The organism is Citrobacter sp. Ce119 (genome assembly GCF_030334525.1).
Taxonomy (GTDB): Bacteria; Pseudomonadota; Gammaproteobacteria; order Enterobacterales; family Enterobacteriaceae; genus Citrobacter; species Citrobacter europaeus.
Genome location: NZ_JAOWDR010000040.1, coordinates 64,189 through 81,660, shown reverse-complemented (window position 1 = coordinate 81,660; position 17,472 = coordinate 64,189). Strand labels below are relative to the sequence as shown.

The 17,472-nt window shown below is 47.8% G+C and carries 13 protein-coding genes; 5 read left to right on the top strand and 8 right to left on the bottom strand.

The window, feature by feature from the left end; genetic code table 11:
* The first annotated feature begins 170 nt into the window (after positions 1-170).
* Together OGV80_RS04405 and OGV80_RS04400 are read left to right on the top strand one after the other, a co-directional pair.
* Entirely contained in the window at positions 171-1,328 is a 1,158-nt protein-coding gene (locus tag OGV80_RS04405; RefSeq protein WP_047409348.1) for an efflux RND transporter periplasmic adaptor subunit, read from the top strand.
* 28 nt (positions 1,329-1,356) lie between these two features.
* Positions 1,357-4,473: an efflux RND transporter permease subunit gene (locus OGV80_RS04400; protein ID WP_286513811.1), complete on the top strand. Its 3,117-nt coding sequence runs from the start codon at positions 1,357-1,359 to the stop codon at positions 4,471-4,473.
* A gap of 202 nt (positions 4,474-4,675) precedes the next feature.
* On the opposite strand, the gene OGV80_RS04395 is transcribed toward OGV80_RS04400, so the two are convergent.
* On the bottom strand, positions 4,676-5,023 hold the full coding sequence (locus tag OGV80_RS04395; RefSeq protein WP_043017262.1) for an HdeA/HdeB family chaperone: 348 nt from the start codon (positions 5,021-5,023) through the stop codon (positions 4,676-4,678).
* Entirely contained in the window at positions 5,023-5,619 is a 597-nt protein-coding gene (locus OGV80_RS04390; RefSeq protein ID WP_286513810.1) for an HdeD family acid-resistance protein, read from the bottom strand. The genes OGV80_RS04395 and OGV80_RS04390 overlap by 1 nt, the downstream gene beginning before the upstream one ends.
* Positions 5,620-5,899: 280 nt before the next feature.
* Between OGV80_RS04390 and OGV80_RS04385 the strand changes: the two genes are divergently transcribed.
* Complete coding sequence (locus OGV80_RS04385) at positions 5,900-6,526, top strand: YfdX family protein (RefSeq protein ID WP_043017264.1); 627 nt, start codon at positions 5,900-5,902, stop codon at positions 6,524-6,526.
* A gap of 74 nt (positions 6,527-6,600) precedes the next feature.
* Here the strand turns inward: OGV80_RS04385 and OGV80_RS04380 are convergent, their stop codons facing one another.
* Both OGV80_RS04380 and evgA read right to left on the bottom strand, forming a co-directional pair.
* A complete protein-coding gene (locus OGV80_RS04380; RefSeq protein ID WP_080626208.1) occupies positions 6,601-9,843 on the bottom strand; it encodes an ATP-binding protein in 3,243 nt (1,080 codons plus the stop codon).
* 4 nt (positions 9,844-9,847) lie between these two features.
* The gene (evgA, locus tag OGV80_RS04375) at positions 9,848-10,462 is read right to left on the bottom strand and encodes an acid-sensing system DNA-binding response regulator EvgA (RefSeq protein ID WP_043017266.1); all 615 of its coding nucleotides are present in this window, start codon (positions 10,460-10,462) and stop codon (positions 9,848-9,850) included.
* Positions 10,463-11,072: 610 nt separating this feature from the next.
* On the opposite strand from evgA, the gene OGV80_RS04370 reads away from it, so the two are divergent.
* Positions 11,073-11,327: a hypothetical protein gene (locus tag OGV80_RS04370; protein ID WP_080626207.1), complete on the top strand. Its 255-nt coding sequence runs from the start codon at positions 11,073-11,075 to the stop codon at positions 11,325-11,327.
* 12 nt (positions 11,328-11,339) lie between these two features.
* On the opposite strand, the gene OGV80_RS04365 is transcribed toward OGV80_RS04370, so the two are convergent.
* The 4 genes from OGV80_RS04365 to OGV80_RS04350 all read right to left on the bottom strand — a co-directional run bounded on the left by OGV80_RS04365 (position 11,340) and on the right by OGV80_RS04350 (position 15,915).
* Positions 11,340-12,515: an ROK family transcriptional regulator gene (locus OGV80_RS04365; RefSeq protein ID WP_167373401.1), complete on the bottom strand. Its 1,176-nt coding sequence runs from the start codon at positions 12,513-12,515 to the stop codon at positions 11,340-11,342.
* A gap of 239 nt (positions 12,516-12,754) precedes the next feature.
* A complete protein-coding gene (locus OGV80_RS04360; RefSeq protein ID WP_043017269.1) occupies positions 12,755-13,783 on the bottom strand; it encodes an N-acetylglucosamine-6-phosphate deacetylase in 1,029 nt (342 codons plus the stop codon).
* Between the two features lie 10 nt (positions 13,784-13,793).
* Positions 13,794-14,534, bottom strand: coding sequence for a glucosamine-6-phosphate deaminase (locus OGV80_RS04355; RefSeq protein WP_080626204.1), 741 nt, complete (start codon positions 14,532-14,534; stop codon positions 13,794-13,796).
* Between the two features lie 43 nt (positions 14,535-14,577).
* Positions 14,578-15,915, bottom strand: coding sequence for an MFS transporter (locus tag OGV80_RS04350; protein WP_043017271.1), 1,338 nt, complete (start codon positions 15,913-15,915; stop codon positions 14,578-14,580).
* Positions 15,916-16,471: 556 nt separating this feature from the next.
* Between OGV80_RS04350 and melR the strand changes: the two genes are divergently transcribed.
* A complete protein-coding gene (gene melR, locus OGV80_RS04345; RefSeq protein ID WP_286513802.1) occupies positions 16,472-17,410 on the top strand; it encodes a transcriptional regulator MelR in 939 nt (312 codons plus the stop codon).
* The last annotated feature ends 62 nt before the right edge of the window (positions 17,411-17,472 follow it).

The window sequence follows — 17,472 nt, the reverse complement described above, 5'->3', positions numbered from 1 at the left end:
GCTTAACATGTATTCTTCCTGTTACATATAATTTTTAACCGCTAATTCTTTAGCGAAGAAATGGGCTTTATCCTTCTCATGCCTGACCATCTTTTGTTATTTACCGACAATTCCCCCACCCTGCATGCAATAAAAGAACCTTTGTGTTTTCACATTATTCAGGGATTACAATGAACAGAAAATGCTTACTGTTGATACCATTATTCTTTAGTAGCGCCATCATCACCGCCTGCGATAATAAACCTGCAGTAAAAACCACCGCCATGGCGCCCGAGGTCGGCGTTGTTACCTTAGCGCCCTCCTCAGTGAATATTAAAAGTGAACTTCCGGGCCGCGCAGTTTCATTTGAGATCGCCGAAATTCGCCCTCAGGTTGGGGGGATCATCATAAAGCGCAACTTTATTGAAGGAGATAAAGTCAGCAAAGGAGAGTCACTGTATCAAATTGATCCTGCCCCGCTGCAGGCGCGACTGGATTCAGCCAAAGGTGCGCTGGCTAAGGCAATGGCGACGGCCAATAACATACGTCTGACATTAAATCGGCAGTCAGCGTTAATAAAATCCAATTACGTCAGCCGCCAGGACTACGACACGACGCGCTCACAGCTTAATGAAGCACAGGCCAATGTCGCCGTTGCTAAAGCGGAGCTTGAGCAAGCCACTATCAACCTGCGCTATGCCAATGTCACCTCGCCAATTGAGGGCATCAGCGGTAAATCCTCCGTGACCGTGGGTGCCCTGGTCACTGCCAATCAGGAAAATGCGCTGGTCACCGTTCAACGGTTGGATCCGATTTATGTTGATTTAACCCAGTCAGTACAAGACTTCCTGCGCCTGAAAGAAGAGAAAGCCAACGGCCAAATCGCCCAACAACAAGGCAAAATTCCGGTTGAACTGATGCTGGAAAACGGCAAGCCCTATCGCCATACCGGTACGCTTGAGTTTTCCGATCCCGCCGTTGATGAGACCACCGGTTCGGTGACCCTGCGCGCCGTATTTCCCAATCCTGAGGGTGAAATTTTACCCGGCATGTACGTCACGGCGCTGCTGGACGAAGGCAGTCAGCAGAACGTGTTGATGGTTCCCCAGCAAGGGATTACGCATAACGAACAAGGAAAAGCCACCGCGCTGATCCTTGACCCGGAAAACGTGGTGCAACTGCGTGAAATAAACGCCGTGAAGGCCGTTGGCAATCAATGGCTAGTGACCGCGGGATTAGGCCCTGGCGATCGGGTCATTGTGTCTGGACTACAAAGGATTCGTCCGGGAATCAAAGCCCGGGTCCTCCATTCAAAACTGAACACACCTGACGCGGTAACTGAACAGTAATATTTCAGGCATTAAGGACACTTTCTTCATGGCCAACTTTTTTATTGAGCGCCCGGTTTTCGCCTGGGTACTCGCCATTATCATGATGTTTACGGGCGGTATCGCGATAATGAACCTGCCTGTCGCCCAGTATCCACAAATTGCTCCCCCGACCATCACCATCAGCGCCGCTTACCCAGGGGCAGACGCAAAGACCGTTGAAGACTCCGTGACGCAAGTGATTGAACAGAATATGAATGGTCTTGATGGCCTGATGTATATGTCATCCACCAGCGATGCGGCAGGTAATGCCTCGATTATCCTGACCTTCAAAACGGGTACGTCACCCGATATTGCGCAGGTTCAGGTACAGAATAAATTACAGCTGGCGATGCCTTCCCTGCCGCAGGAGGTACAGCAGCAAGGGATAAGCGTTGATAAATCCAGCAGCAACATCTTAATGGTCGCCGGCTTTATCTCTGATAATAACAGTCTCAGCCAATATGATATTGCCGACTATGTGGCTTCAAATATTAAAGACCCGCTAAGCCGCACTGCCGGGGTGGGAAGCGTACAGTTGTTTGGTTCGCAATACGCCATGCGCATCTGGTTGGATCCGCAAAAGCTCGACAAGTATAACCTCACTCCGCAAGACGTTATTACCCAACTCAAAGTTCAGAACAATCAGATATCCGGCGGGCAACTGGGGGGCATGCCTCAGTCAGCCGATCAGCAGCTAAATGCGTCGATCATCGTCCAGACGCGCCTGCAAACTACTGATGAATTTGGCCAGATCTTCCTCAAAGTCCAGCAAGATGGCTCCCAGGTTCTGCTGCGCGATGTCGCACGCATTGAACTGGGTGCGGAAAATTATGCCACGGTTGCACGTTACAACGGCAAACCCGCCGCCGGGATTGCGATTAAACTTGCCGCTGGCGCCAATGCCCTGGAAACGTCCCAGGCGGTCAAACAAGAGCTGAACAGATTATCGGCCTGGTTTCCGCCCAGTATGAAAACCGTTTATCCCTATGACACCACGCCGTTTATCGAGATTTCGATTCAGGGCGTTTTTCATACATTGATCGAGGCAATCATTCTGGTATTCCTCGTCATGTACCTGTTTTTGCAGAGTTTTCGTGCAACACTTATCCCCACAATCGCCGTTCCGGTAGTTATCCTCGGCACCTTTGCAATACTCGACGTCGCCGGTTTTTCGATTAATACACTCACGATGTTTGGCATGGTGCTGGCGATAGGGTTGTTAGTCGATGATGCTATCGTGGTGGTTGAGAACGTAGAACGCATTATTGCCGAAGAACATTTGTCACCAAAAGCGGCGACGCATAAAGCGATGGGCCAGCTCCAGAGAGCGCTGATCGGTATTGCCGTTGTGTTATCCGCTGTATTTATGCCGATGGCATTTATGAGCGGGGCGACGGGGGAGATTTTCCGCCAGTTTTCTATCACCTTAATCTCCTCGATGCTGCTGTCGGTGTTTGTGGCGATGAGCCTGACGCCTGCACTTTGCGCCATGCTGTTGAAATCCCATGAGGGAGAAAAAGTAAACACACATTTTCTGTTTACCCGTTTCAATCACTTCATGGAGAAATGTACTCAGCACTACACGGACAGCACCCGTAAACTTCTCCGTTGCACGGGCCGTTACATGGTCGTGTATTTAGTGATTGGCGCGGGCATGATCGTGCTGTTTTCACGCACCCCGACCTCCTTTCTGCCTGAAGAAGATCAGGGGGTATTCATGACCACGGCGCAATTACCTTCCGGCTCAACGATGGTGAACACCAGCAAAGTGCTCGGAGAAATAACGGATTACTATCTGACGAAAGAACAGAAAAACGTTGCTTCGGTTTTCACCGTCGGCGGATTTGGCTTCAGCGGTCAGGGGCAAAACAACGGTCTGGCGTTTATCAGCCTGAAGCCCTGGTCAGAACGCGTTGGCGAGGAAAACTCGGTTACCGCCATTATTCGACGGGCGATGATGGCCTTAAGCACCATTAATAACGCCGTTGTTTATCCGTTTAATTTACCCGCAGTCGCGGAACTGGGGACCGCTTCAGGCTTTGATATGGAGCTGCTGGATAACGGTAACCTTGGGCATGAAAAAATGATGCAGGCCCGAAACGAGCTTCTGGCGCTGGCCAGCCAGTCGTCAGGAGAGGTTGACGGGGTGCGTCCGAACGGTCTGGAAGATACGCCGATGTTCCGCATTCACGTCAACGCCAGGAAGGCAGAAGCCATGGGCGTTGCGTTATCGGATATCAATCAGACCATCTCCACCGCGTTTGGTAGTCGCTATGTCAATGACTTCCTGAACCAGGGGCGCGTTAAAAAAGTGTATGTACAGGCCGATACGCCGTTTCGTATGTTGCCGGACAATATCAATCACTGGTACGTACGTAATGCCTCTGGCGCAATGACGCCGCTTTCCGCTTACTCATCCACCGAGTGGACCTACGGCTCCCCCCGCCTTGAACGCTACAACGGTCAGCCTGCAATGGAAATTCTGGGCCAGCCGGTCGAAGGAAAAAGCAGCGGCGATGCAATGAAATTTATGGCGTCGCTGATTAATAAACTGCCCGCAGGCGTTGGCTATGCCTGGACAGGTCTGTCTTATCAGGAAGCGCTGTCCACAAACCAGGCGCCAATGCTGTACGGCATTTCGCTAATCGTCGTGTTTCTGGCACTGGCGGCGCTGTATGAAAGCTGGTCGATACCCTTCTCGGTGATGCTGATTGTGCCAATCGGGGTGGTCGGCGCTTTGCTGGCTACCGATCTGCGCGGTCTGAGCAATGATGTTTACTTCCAGGTCGGGCTACTCACCACCATGGGGCTGTCGGCTAAAAACGCCATTCTGATCGTCGAGTTCGCCGTCGAGATTATGCAAAACGAAGGAAAAGCACCGCTTGAAGCCGCGGTGGAGGCCGCGCAAATGCGCTTACGTCCTATTTTAATGACCTCACTGGCTTTCATCCTGGGGGTTATTCCATTGGCAATAAGCGACGGCGCAGGCTCTGGCGCGCAAAATGCCGTCGGTACGGGGGTTATCGGTGGGATGTTGGCCGCAACCGTGCTGGCTATCTATTTTGTCCCGCTATTCTTTGTTCTCGTTGAAAACATGCTGGCGCGATTTAAAGCCCGACGCTGACTTGTTGTCCTATCCCTGGGATCTTATCCCAGGGATAGGACTTTGTTTGTCAGATCTACGGTCATTAGCGGGCCTTGCTATCCAGCGAGTTTCTCGTGGCTAGCAAGGTAAACATTACACGGGTATTTTCTTGTAGGGGAACAACTGGGGTAGGTACAGAGGTTGTCAATTCTAACTAATGCCAGGCTATCAAAACGGTTAATTAATAGTGCAGACCGGAACCTTTCAGATTTACAGCCAGTTCACCCAGTTTTATATTCGGATGCTGATGACACATTTTAACCATTTTCGGTACAGCTTCCGTTTCCACCTGATGCAGTGGAACATAATCATCACCTTTAAAGTCCGAATTTTTATTAACAATCACAAAGGCAATTGCCGTCTTGTATTGCTGACTCATATCAACGAATTCTTTACAGGTCATATCCTGTGGCGCAGCTTCCGTTGCCTGCGTAGCAAAAGCACGGCTCATCGGCGCCATAACAGAAGTCATAAGAATAACTGCAGAAACAACCAATTTAATATTCACAATGCACTCCAGAGGTAGCATTAATTTTTATCGGCGAGTTTATCAGTTTCTACCAACGTCGTATTTCTGCGCAGACTGATAAAAGCTAAAGAACTAAAGATCATCTCAACGCCAATAAATATTGAGGTAAACACATATGACCTGTCGGGATCCATATTCAGCCACACGGCTGCAATAAGCAGATCAAAAATACCGATGAAAATATTCCATCCATAACCCGGACTGCGGAACATTTTGACACCGGAAGCAACACGAAAAATACCGCCAAGAATAAACAGGCAGCAAAAAACTATTGCCAATGAATTCATGCCTATCACAGGATTCTCGAGGAAACAGTATCCCAGCAGTAACCACGCGATAGCAAAAAAGGCATAGGTAAATTTGGCTTTCAACTGCTTTTTACCAGAGCTAAACAAGCTATAGATAGAATAGAAACCACACACCAGAAACATAAAACCTGTTGCGTAGCTTAAGTAAACACCCGCAGCGATTGGATAGATTAAGCAGCAGATGCCACAAACCAACAACAGCACCGCCATGATTGTGGCGTGTCTCTTATAATGAGTTAGTGTTTTTTCATTAAACGCTTTCAGGCTACGCTGATTAAAAACAAACATACATCCTCCGTTACATAGAAACGCAATGTAACCTGTTAATTAAAGAGTAATTCTCACTTAATACATATTACTTACAATGAAATGATAAGACTTTCACTCAGCGTTCGTATATAAGATAAAAGGAATGCCGTTATCCGTATAATCCTACACGCGTCAGACGTCTGACACCTGTAGGATTAAACGCTCATTATTCTTTCCTGGCTCTGATTCCACTCTTTTAATTTATTTAATATGCTTATTTCGTTTGGTGACATATGCCAACTTTATTCAGGAGAAAGTAATGAAAAAGATTATTCTTGCGGGTCTGCTTGCAACCATGATGGGTTCAGCTCCGGTACTGGCAGCGACCACTACCACTCCGGCACAAACCGCTACAGCCAATGTACAAAAAGAAGCTGCCGATATTATGCAGGTCGCGGTGCAAGGTGCAAATGCGATGCGTGATATTCAGCTTGCCCGTCTGGCCCTGTTTCATGGACAGCCTGACAGTGCTAAAAAATTAACCGACGACGCCGCTTCCCTGCTGGCAGGTGACAGCCACGACTGGGCGAAATTTGTAAAAACTGCGCCTAAAGCCAAAATGATTGACGATCAGTACGTGATTATTAACGCGACTGTCGCGCTGTCAGAAGACTACATTGCCACTCCGGCCAAAGAATCCGCTATCAATACAGCGAATGGCAAAATGGCCAAAGGCGACTGGAAAGGTGCGGTGGATACCTTACAGTTGGCGGGTATCAACGTACTTCAGACTCAATACCTGATGCCTTTAAATCAGACTCGTAAAGCCGTTGCCAGCGCACAAAAACTGCTGTCTTCTGGTAAATACTACGAGGCAAACCTTGTGTTAAAGGGTGCTGAAGAAGGCATTGTTATCGATAGCGAGATGCTGGGCGCAGGCCAGTAATACTCAGCACTACGGAGTGTTGAACCAGGACTTTCTCTCCCGATCGGGCAGCTACGGCTACCCGATCGGGGGGGTTAATGGCTAATCAGACTGTCGATCTCAATCTCAATTTCCCGCATGACCGCAACAATCTTCTGTAATGCTTCCTGGCGTACAGCCAAAGGAAGACAGTCATGTCGCATAGATTCAAAAGGTTCACACAGCGTCTGAAGAGCAGTAATACCCAGAATTTGCGCCGAACCATGTAACCGGTGAAGAGCCCGCAAAAACAGCTGAGGTTCATCTTGCAAAACGGCTTTTCCGGCCGCCTGTAAATCGCTGAGCGTTGCCTCGCGAAATGTTTCGAGTATCTCATTCATTAATGCACGATCGCCGCCGGTATTTTCCGTCAGAACATTGAATTTCAGATGTCGGATCGAACAAGGAGACGAATAACCGGTTTCGATTTTGCTCAGTTCATGCGTCAGCGTCTTAATCGACACGGGCTTAAACAGACACAAATTCATCCCATTTTGCAGACACCGATCGCGTGACTGCGGGAGCGCGCTGGCCGTTAGCCCCCATATTTGTAAATGAGGCTGCTGACGACGCAATGAAGCCGCGAGATCAAACCCGTCCTTCTTCGGCATATTCACATCGGTTATCAACAGGTCGTATGATTTTTTAACCAGTTTGGCTTCGGCCTCCTCGCCATCACACGCTTCATCCACGCTGTAACCAATGGCGTTCAACTGTCGCTTAAGCAGCAGACGATTGGTCGGGTTATCATCTGCTATTAAAATAGACAGGCACGGTAGCGGCAACAGAGCGCCTGGCGTGTCGCCATCCGGAACAACTGACTGTCGGGCAGTCTCAACCGGCAACGTGATGGTAAACGTGGTTCCTTGCGACGGGACGCTCATCAGTTCAAGCGTACCGCCCATCAGCGTCACCAGCTCTTTGCAGATAAATAACCCCAGACCGGAACCCGTTTGTTGACGCCCGCTGCGCCCCTGAGCATAACGATGAAATAGCCCAGCCTGCTCCTCTTCACTAATCCCACAACCGGTATCGCTAATAGCGATGGTCAGGTTGCCGTGATTCTCCTCGTCAGGCGTCAAACGGGCCGTCACGTGAATACTGCCCTGCTCGGTAAACTTCAGCGCATTACCCACCAGATTGGTGAGAATTTGCCGTAAAGCCTGCTGATCGACAAAGACCCGCTCGTTCGCCGGCAACTGGCTAACGCAGGCAAGCGTAATGCCTTTCTGTCTGGCTAAAGCATCGAAAGAGTGACACTGCAATTCAATGAGCTGCGAGAGATCCGTCCATTGAGGAACAACCTGGTATTTACCAGACTCAATCTTATCCACGTCCAGAATCTTACCAATCAGCCCAAGTAATGACTGGGCCGTCGCCCCGGTAAGGGCAATCGCCTCCTTTCGCTGCGCCGGACTGAGTTCTGAACTCGACAGTAATTCCAGAAAACCCACAATCGAGCTTACAGGGGTACGTAATTCATGGCTCATGCTCGCAAGAAAACGACTTTTGGCCTTGGTCGCTTCAATTGCTTTGTTCTTTTCGATCTCCAGCTCTTGAGACAATGCTTCTTTAAGATGGAGTTGCTCTTCCAGCAGACGCTGCGATTGCTTTCTTTTATTGACCTCACGCGAAAGTGAGATCCCCCAGATCAGGCTAATCGCTATCAGCAGCAGCGCAAACACCACCAGTTGATAGAACTGTTTGCTATATCGGCTCCAGATATCGACCTGCGTATTGGAAATTTTCGACCACTTCTCCGTCATCTGCAAAATTTCACGTGGCGGTATGGCCTGCAGCGCTTTATCCATTACGGACTTCAACATGGGCTCGTGAGGAGAGACCGCAAAACTTACCGAGGCACCCGGCATATCAGGAAGCCTAAAAAAGTGCATATTTTTCTGGTAGTCATGATCGACCATGTACCTTGCCGACAATTCGGTAGCGATTGCCGAGTCAACCTTGCCATCCCTGAGCATAGTCATCGCGACGCTACCAGTATCGGCATCCACCCAAGTGGCCTTGGGGTAGCGTTGTCTCAGGTCACTTTCCAACACATGTCCAGCGGGCAACGCAATACGGATCGGTTTATTCAGTAGCGAGTCGGCCGTTTCCTCGCGGGAAGTGATAATCACAAATGCGACATTCATCAGCGGATCGCTAAAGGTCGAATTACGCTGATTTTGATTAGTCAGGGTGATGGTGGGATACATATCCCATTGTTCGCCGCTTATTTTTTTCATCTGTTCACTTTTCGAATCAGCTAAAACGGGTTCAAAATCAAGCCCCGTTTGCAGATGAATAATATTCAGCAAATCGCCAAGGATACCGCGTAATTCACCACTGCGATCAACAAGCGTATAGGGCGGGTAATCTGGATTGATCAAAATACGAATAGTATGTTTTTTCTTCAGCCACGCTTTCTCCCGATCGGTGAATGGAATCGGCGCATTCAGATAGGCCAGGTTGCCGCGGTTCAGCCAGTTCTGCATGACCTGCATATGAATTTCATTGCTGATTGATGTAATGAAACCATCAAGAATGTTTCTTAATACCGGCTGTTCTTCCTTAACCACAAAATAATTATATTGCTCTTGTTTATCAAAGTAGTGCGTAATAACCAGTGATTGTGAAAAATATCGGGAGATACAATGACTGCTGGTGATATTGTTACCAATGTAATATTGGCTATCACCATTCACAACCGACGCCATGGCCTGATATTCGTCATCGTAAAATGAGACTTTAGCATCAGGAAAAGCATCCTGGATAACATCAAGGAAAGGACAATCACGCACACACGCGACGCTAACCTGATGGTCCGTGGTCAGCGGCAGCATGGTGTTTTTTAGCGAGGTCACAAGCGTCGGCCACGTTGTCAGCAATGCCGAAGTGCGCAATAAATTCCCGCCGACATCCTGGCGCCTTGAAAGCTGGGTTATCAGCGTATCGACATCGTTACTGGCGAGCGCGGCCAGTGCTTCTTGCTCATTATCATACTGCTTTATAACAATTTTTAGATTGAGATTCTTTTGCATTAGCGCAAGATAATCCGCATTGACTCCCCGGTAATATTCCCCACTATTTTGGTAAACAATGGGGGAGACTTCCGGTAACCAGGTGCCAACAACCAAGGTTTTTTTATGCGCTAACCAGTTCGTTTCTTCCCTGTTCAGACTGATATTTTGTACAGAGGTACTATAGTTACTTTTCAGCTCAACTTGCCGGGCAGAGCTTACATCCGTAGACACCCCGATGGTAAATATGACCATCAAAAAAATAAACAAGCGTTCCAGCATTACTCTATCCTATTTTATTTCTCTGCGCGTAATCATATATTTCCATTAATGATGAGCAATCTAATTTCTCCATCAAACGACTTTTATAGGTACTTACGGTTTTATTGCTGATGTTCATTTTGCTGGCAATTGTGCTGTAATCCATACCGTTGAGAATATAACGCAACACTCTCATTTCCTGGGTCGACAATGTATCAAGCTTATCCTGCTCGCTGACAGATGAACCCGTAAAATGCTCAAGAGAAAAGGGGAAATAGCTGTAACCATTTTTAGCGGCTTCAATGGCGGCAAGAATATTATTCATACCTTCTTTTTTACTCACAAATCCGTTGGCACCATATTCGGCGCTACGTTTACCGTAAAAATATTCATTTTTAGCTGAAATGATAATGATTACACCAGCATAGTGCCGCTTTCTCAACTGCTCCAGCACTTCGATGCCGCTAATACCCGGTATATCCACATCAACAATCAGCAGTTCCGGTTTCGTTTTTTCAACGGTTTGAACCACGTGATCCCCGCAGTCGAGCTCGGTTGTTACGGTAATACCATTTGTATCGAGTAAGTTGCGGATGGCTATGCGAGCCAATGGGTGATCGTCAACGATTATCGCGTTCATTGCGTTTAAGAATCCCGATAAATAAAGAGAGGCGATGGCTATAGAGCAGGTGAGTCTGCAATATTATTGATTTATATATCATTAGACTCAGGATGCAAATTCTAACATAGCCATGCGCGTATTTTATGATTTTTTCATAATTCAAGTGAATAAATCATGAAAATAACATTTTGGTTTACAAAATTTAAACTTTGATACTTAGCGGACATCAAATCATTAACACGCAGCAAAGAGAATATTCCTACACATGTAGGACAAACCTTTCATGTATCACGGCTCATTCTTAATGAAAAAGTTAAAATAATCAGTACGCTGAGTATAAAAAAATCACAGAGTGGACTACGTGACGTATATTCTTCTATTTTACAAGGCTTATCCCAGAAAATTAAACCGCATGGGAATTTGTCAACAAGCCAGACCATTAAACAGCGAAGTGTTAAACCATATAAAAATATATATTGCCCTAAAAATAAAGTTATTTATGTTTTTCCTGTTATAGCAAATAAAAACAACAAACCCTCTCATTTTTGCGGTTTAGAACACCCTGTATTATTTTCTCTGGAAAATTCAATTAAACGGTTGATTTAGAGACTCTGAGCACGTACGTATCATGCGAAAAATACAAAAGCTTATCAGCGCAGAGCGTGAGGAGTTCACCCCTTACTCCAGCCTGTCCGCAGAATCGATATCGCGCATTGCTACGGGCTGCGGTCGGGATGAGATTGCTGATGCGCACATCCTGATGAAACAGTTTAAATCCGAACTGGTCACCATTCCTGAGTGGGATGGTGACACAGAGGATGACATCTGGCGCGCTATTCAGCTACTCCGCACAATTCTCGAGCAAATTCAGATCGGGCCATGAAGAAATGCGTCTTCACTGTAACAGCTTTGCGAGCCCTTGTTCGAGTATGGGTATCGCCGCACCGTAGACACCGAGATCGCGGTTAACCTGACTAACGGACAATTGCTGGATCGTCTGCCCAAAGAAGCTGTTTTGTTGCTCAAACCCTGCGCAAAACGCTTGCCAAATACCGGTATTTTTAACGAAAGGGCCAGAAACAATCAGCTTTTTAGGAAAGAATACGCGACAAACGTTTGAAGCTGCGGTTGTCATCTGATCAATCGCTTGCTGTATTGCTGGGTTATCTGCCAGATCCTTTGATGCCAGAAGAGTAGCAATATTCTCTTCATCATCACCCGCCTGAAACTCTTTTCCGAGCACTTCGTGTCCGATTGACCACAGCGCTGCAACCGTTTCCAGACACCCTTTTTGTCCACAGTGGCAAGGTGCATTTTGTCCTGAGATATGCCAGTGACCAATTTCGCCAAAAGCATACCCCCCTTCGACAATATTGTCCCCGGACTGACCAAACGCAAAACCAACACCGTATCCCCAGTGTAACAGCAATGTACTTTCATCTTGCTGGAGCAGATGAATCAATAGCTCATTGTCCAGCGTGCGTGAAAGCGTGATTGAGTCGCTTTCTTTTGGAAAAACAGCGCTGATATCCAGGTTGTGCATCCTGGGCCAGCGAGAGGTGTGGATCCAGCGATTCGTGGTCCGATCAAAAACTCCACCCAGCGAAAAGACAATGCCTGCTATTTCTGCATCTTCAGGTCGCCTGGCAATAATGTCGTTATAAAGATGACGAAAAATAGCTTCCAGAGCCTTATTGTCGCTGCCAGGAGGCGCCTCGGTATGCTCATGTGCAATAATCTGCGCCGCCAGGTTGACCATAAATGTGTGCACTGACTGACTAATCACCTGAAAAACAATCGTCACCACTCTGTTGGCATTGACGCCAAGCGTCAATGACGGCCTCCCTCGTCCGACATGCTCGCTGGGTTCTTCCGTTAACAAGCGAGCCTCCAGAAGTTCAGCCACATAGTCAGAGATCGTCGTTGAACGAATCTTCAATCGTTTCGTGGCTTCACTTCGGGTTTTAACCTCGCCCTTCAGAACCGCAAGAAACACGCGTTCCTTATCATTGAGCAAGCCGCGGGTAATCGGTAAATGGGTAAGAAAGTCTATTGTGCGTTTATTATTCATGCTCTTATTAACACGTTTCGGGTTCAGACCGGGAAGTTTGCCGCATTCCCCCACAGTAACTCTGCAGAGGCACATGTTGTCATCAGAGCTACCTGACGAAGTATCCAGAAAGGCAACGCATCGATCAACCCTGATTTACCTTTTCATATGAGCAGGAACAAAGAGTTACAACGTTGTGGGATATTACTAGATAAGGAAAAGACGGTAAGAATGTTACAGGGGCATTGCTGCCCCGTTTTTTAATGAAAGCACCTGCTTAAGGCAGTGCCAATGCGGCATTCAATAACGGTATTGTTTTCATCCCAAATGATTCTGCTCTCCAGGTTTGCACACTGGTGGTGCGCCATGGCTTTTTGCATAAATTGCATGGGGTGAACGCTCGCCATCGCGACGGCCTCATCAAAGCCTACAAGTTGCCAGGTCACAAGATTACGCACCGCCCTGTCCAACGTCAGGCTGGAACCCGCCAAATTGCTTGCCCCTGGCTGGCGAACCGTACCGTCTTCAGCGCGTTCGACCATTGCCCCGGCAAAAGGGTACATCCCCGGGCGTTCACAGGCTGCAGCGCTCATCGCATCCGTTACCAAAATTGAACGGGGCACCGTTTTCGCCCGTAGCAGGTTTTTGAGCGCAAACGGCGGAATATGTAATCCATCAGCAATAAAACTGGCATGTAACGCATCGCAACTCAATTGCGCCTGTAATGTGTTATCCAACTTTGCCAATTCCTGAGGAATACCGTTTCCCAGATGTGTGCACAAACTGATACCTGCACTGACCGCTATCTGAAGCTGGGCATGACCAATACTGGAGTGTCCGACTGCAACGCGTTTTCCCCTTGCCGCTAGCCCTCGCACAAATTCCCCTCCTTCATCAAATTCAGGGGCGCAGGTGACCAGCAGAATCGGTCTTGAAAGGCCGTGTTCGAGGTCAGCAATGAACTGGGGGTCAGGTGGCGTCATATCTTCCGCAGGGTGACACCCGGCATATCCGTCTGCCGGGTTCAGAAAAGGTCCTTCCAGATGATATCCCGGAACCATTAACGCACCGAGCTCACTGTTAGCAACCGCTTTATCGAGCGCCTGAAAGCGTTTCATCAATACAGCTTTAGATGCTGTGATCAGCGTTGGCAGACAGCAGGTCACGCCGGTTTTCAGCATAGCTTCTAGCGCAGAGTCCAGCATCTCGGCATCAATATTTTCATCATTGAAATCAATGCCGGCAAACCCATTTACCTGTATATCAAACAAACCTGGAGTGACTTTCATCTTTCATCCCTTACCGTTCAGTCATTAGCGATGCGGATTCATTATCCAGAAATATCTGGCATGCGGGATGACGCTGAACAATAGAGGCTGGAACCGTATTTATCACAGGGCCTTGCAGGGCCTGTTTTACTGCCTGAGCTTTACGGCTGTCAGGGATACTTAGGATCAGCACTTGGGAGCACATAATCTGGCTTATGCTCATTGAAATAGCCCTGGACGGAACCTCTTCTATGCAACTAAACCATTTTTCGCCTAACTGTTGCTGGCGGCACGCATCATCCAGTGCAACCTGTAAATAGGGAACAGTGGTAGTAAAATCAGCTGGCGGATCGTTAAAGGCCAGATGTCCATTTTCACCAATACCTGCGAAGCAAACATCAATAGCCTGTGCGCCGATCAACCTGTTCAGACGGTCAATCTCCAGATCGATATCTTCAGCAGAACCATTAACGCCGACAAACTGCTTCAATGTAGGGAGTTTTTCAACTACGCGTTCACGCAGATAGCGGCGAAAGCTTGCCGGATGATCGTCACTTAAACCAATGTATTCATCCAGATGGAAAATCGTCACTCGGGACCAGTCAATATCCGCCTGAATGAGATTTTCCAGCATTTGGAATTGGCTGGCACCGGTCGCAAGAATAATGGCAATGTGTTCTTTCTGAGCCAATGCTTGTTGCATGGCAAGGATACCTGCTTCAGCGGCTTTCTGACCTAAAATATCTTTATTTTCTGCAATGATAATTTTCATCTTTACCTCATTAGTGAATTTTACGCTATTCCCTGAACGTCCATTAATGATGTTCTTTTAATCCCCTTGCCATTTGTACGGCCACTAAAGTCAACAAACTGCAAAACATGAGATAGCAAATTAAAAGAGTTGGCTCACCATCGCCAAAGGTGATAAGCGCTGCGGCAATAACGGGGGTCGAACCGGCAAAAATAACGCTGTTAAGCTCCCGTGATAAAGCGATACCAGAGTAGCGGTACTGAGTTGGAAAGAGATTCGCAAGGAATGCGCCTTGCGCCCCAGACGTCGCGCCATGCCCAATACCGTAAGCAATACACATTCCGATGGTTGCCAGCACGATATTACCGCTATCAAGAAACCAAAATAATGGGAAAGCGAAAGCACCGAGGAAAATCGCGCCAAAAGAGAAGACCACGGTAGTACCATATTTATCGGCCATTTTTCCCATTATCGGCGTCATAATGGTATTGACCGTCACGGCAATCATCAGCGCCATCAAACCCTCAGATTTCGCCATCCCCAGCGTATTAGTCAGATAACTGATACTAAAAACGCTGAGCAAATACCCATTTGCCTGATGGCCTGCCAGGCTGAAGAAGCCGCAGATGAGGTTTTTCGGGCTGTTAACGATCAACGCTTTAATAGGGACAGACTGGGTTTTCTTATTACTTTCAGCTTTTTCCATTGATCTTACATATTCAGGGGTTTCATCCAGATGTTTACGGATATAAATAGCCACAATAAACAATACAATGGAGAACAAGAATGGAACGCGCCACCCCCAGCTCATAAAGGCCTCATCCGGCAATTGCGTTACCAGAAAAAACGCCAGCGATGAAAGAAGAATAGCGACCCCGGTAGAGGCATTAATCAGCGAGGTATAAAAACCACGCTGTTTAACCGGTACGTATTCAGCAACAAAGGTTTGCGCCCCCGCAAGCTCCGCGCCCGAACCAAATCCCTGCATCAGGCGGATAACCACCAGCGCAATTGTCGCCCAAATACCAATATGGTGATACGTGGGTAACAGTCCCAACGCCAATGTGGCGATGCCCATTAATACCACAGCAAAAATCAAGGCCGGTTTACGTCCATAACGATCGCCAATATGGGCAATAATTACCCCACCTAAAGGGCGAGAGACAAAGCCGACCGCAAAGGTTAAAAAAGCGGCCAGCGTGGCAATGGTTGGCGAAAGATTCGGAAAATAGAGTTTATTGATAACCAGTCCAGCAGCAGCTCCATACAGCGAATAGTCATACCATTCAATAACGGTTCCTGAAATGCTGGCGAACATAACTTTGCGGATCGTTTTCTTACTGGCACCCTGTTCTTCCGGGACATCCAGTTGGCTTACTCTGTCTAAATTGGCTTCACTCATTGCTCCCCCTGAATTTCTTTAAATAATTGTTTTCATGCAATAAAAAATTGCATGAGCTGGGTAACAAGCGGACATCAACCTCGCACAATCTGACGTTATCACTCTAAAAATAATTTTTGAACATGATCGTTCATAAATCAGGTTATAAATGTGACAGCGGTCATGAGATTAGGGTTCAAGGGGTAAAATCGGATACCAAAACGCATGATTGAGGGGACAGGATGAGAGCAAAAAACAGGCTGTAACAGGGCTGGAGATCGGCACAGCCTGATGACGCTTCGTTTATCAGGGCTACGGCTTACAAGCTTTAGTTGGCCGGATAAGGCGTCAGCGCCGCCATCCGGCAGGTAAAACAAAGCCTCCTATGTCTGACCGTTTTTAAGATTAAAACTCCCCTTTCCCGTTAACTCAGATCGGCAAGCGGCAGGCACAGGATCTGAGTTTTTGGGAATAACTTCGCGAAAATGGAGAGAAAACGGCGTTTTTTTTCAGTTAAGCTATGTTCATGCTTTGGCGCTACCCATGGTCAGATCCACTATTCAGGAACCCACCCATAATGGCAAAAAGTACCCCGCAGCTGCCGCTCGACCCACATATGTGTCGCAGCTATGAAAAAAAGTCGCGAAGTCCGCTGGCACTCTACTCTGAGTATCAGCGTATGGACGTCGAGCTGCGGGCGCCGCTGGCCATGAACTACAGCCACTGGCATGGTCAGGTTGAGGTGAATGTGCCGTTTGATGGCGATGTGGAGTACCTTTTCAATGACGAAGTGGTGAAGAGCAAACAGGGATTTATCACTCTGTTCTGGGCCTGCACACCTCATCAGTTGACGGATGCCGGGCATTGTAAACAGATGGCCATCTTCAACTTACCGATGCATCTGTTTTTGTCCTGGCCGCTGGACAGGGAACTGATTAACCACGTGACGCACGGAATGGTGATCACTTCGCTTGTTTCGCAGCAGTTGAGCGCATTTGAAGTGCAGCGTTGGCAGGGTGAACTCAACAGCGACAATGAGCAAATTCGTCAGTTAGCCATTGATGAAATCGCCCTGATGCTCAAGCGATTTAGCCTCGCTGGCTGGCAGCCGGTACTGGGTAACAAGACGTCACGCACCCAGAAAAACAGCATTTCACGGCATTCACAATTTTACGTCAGCCAGATGCTGGAGTTTATTGCCGCCAATTGCGACAAACAACTCACGGTCGATGCTATTGCCGAACACGTTAAGCTCAACCCCAATTACGCGATGGGTATTTTTCACCGGGTGATGCAACTAACCATGAAACAGTACATTACCGCAATGCGCATCAACCATGTGCGGGCTTTACTCAGCGACACGGATAAAACAATTTTGGATATCGCGACGATTGCAGGTTTTCGCTCCAGCAGCCGTTTTTACAGCTCGTTTCATAAATACGTCGGCATGCCGCCGCAGCAGTATCGCAAACTGAGCCAACAACGCCGAAATCATTCACCTTATGCCGAGGGGTAATTTATTCGCCAGACTCTCTCTTACCTTACTACCAAAATATAAGCACCAGAATAGCAGGTCAA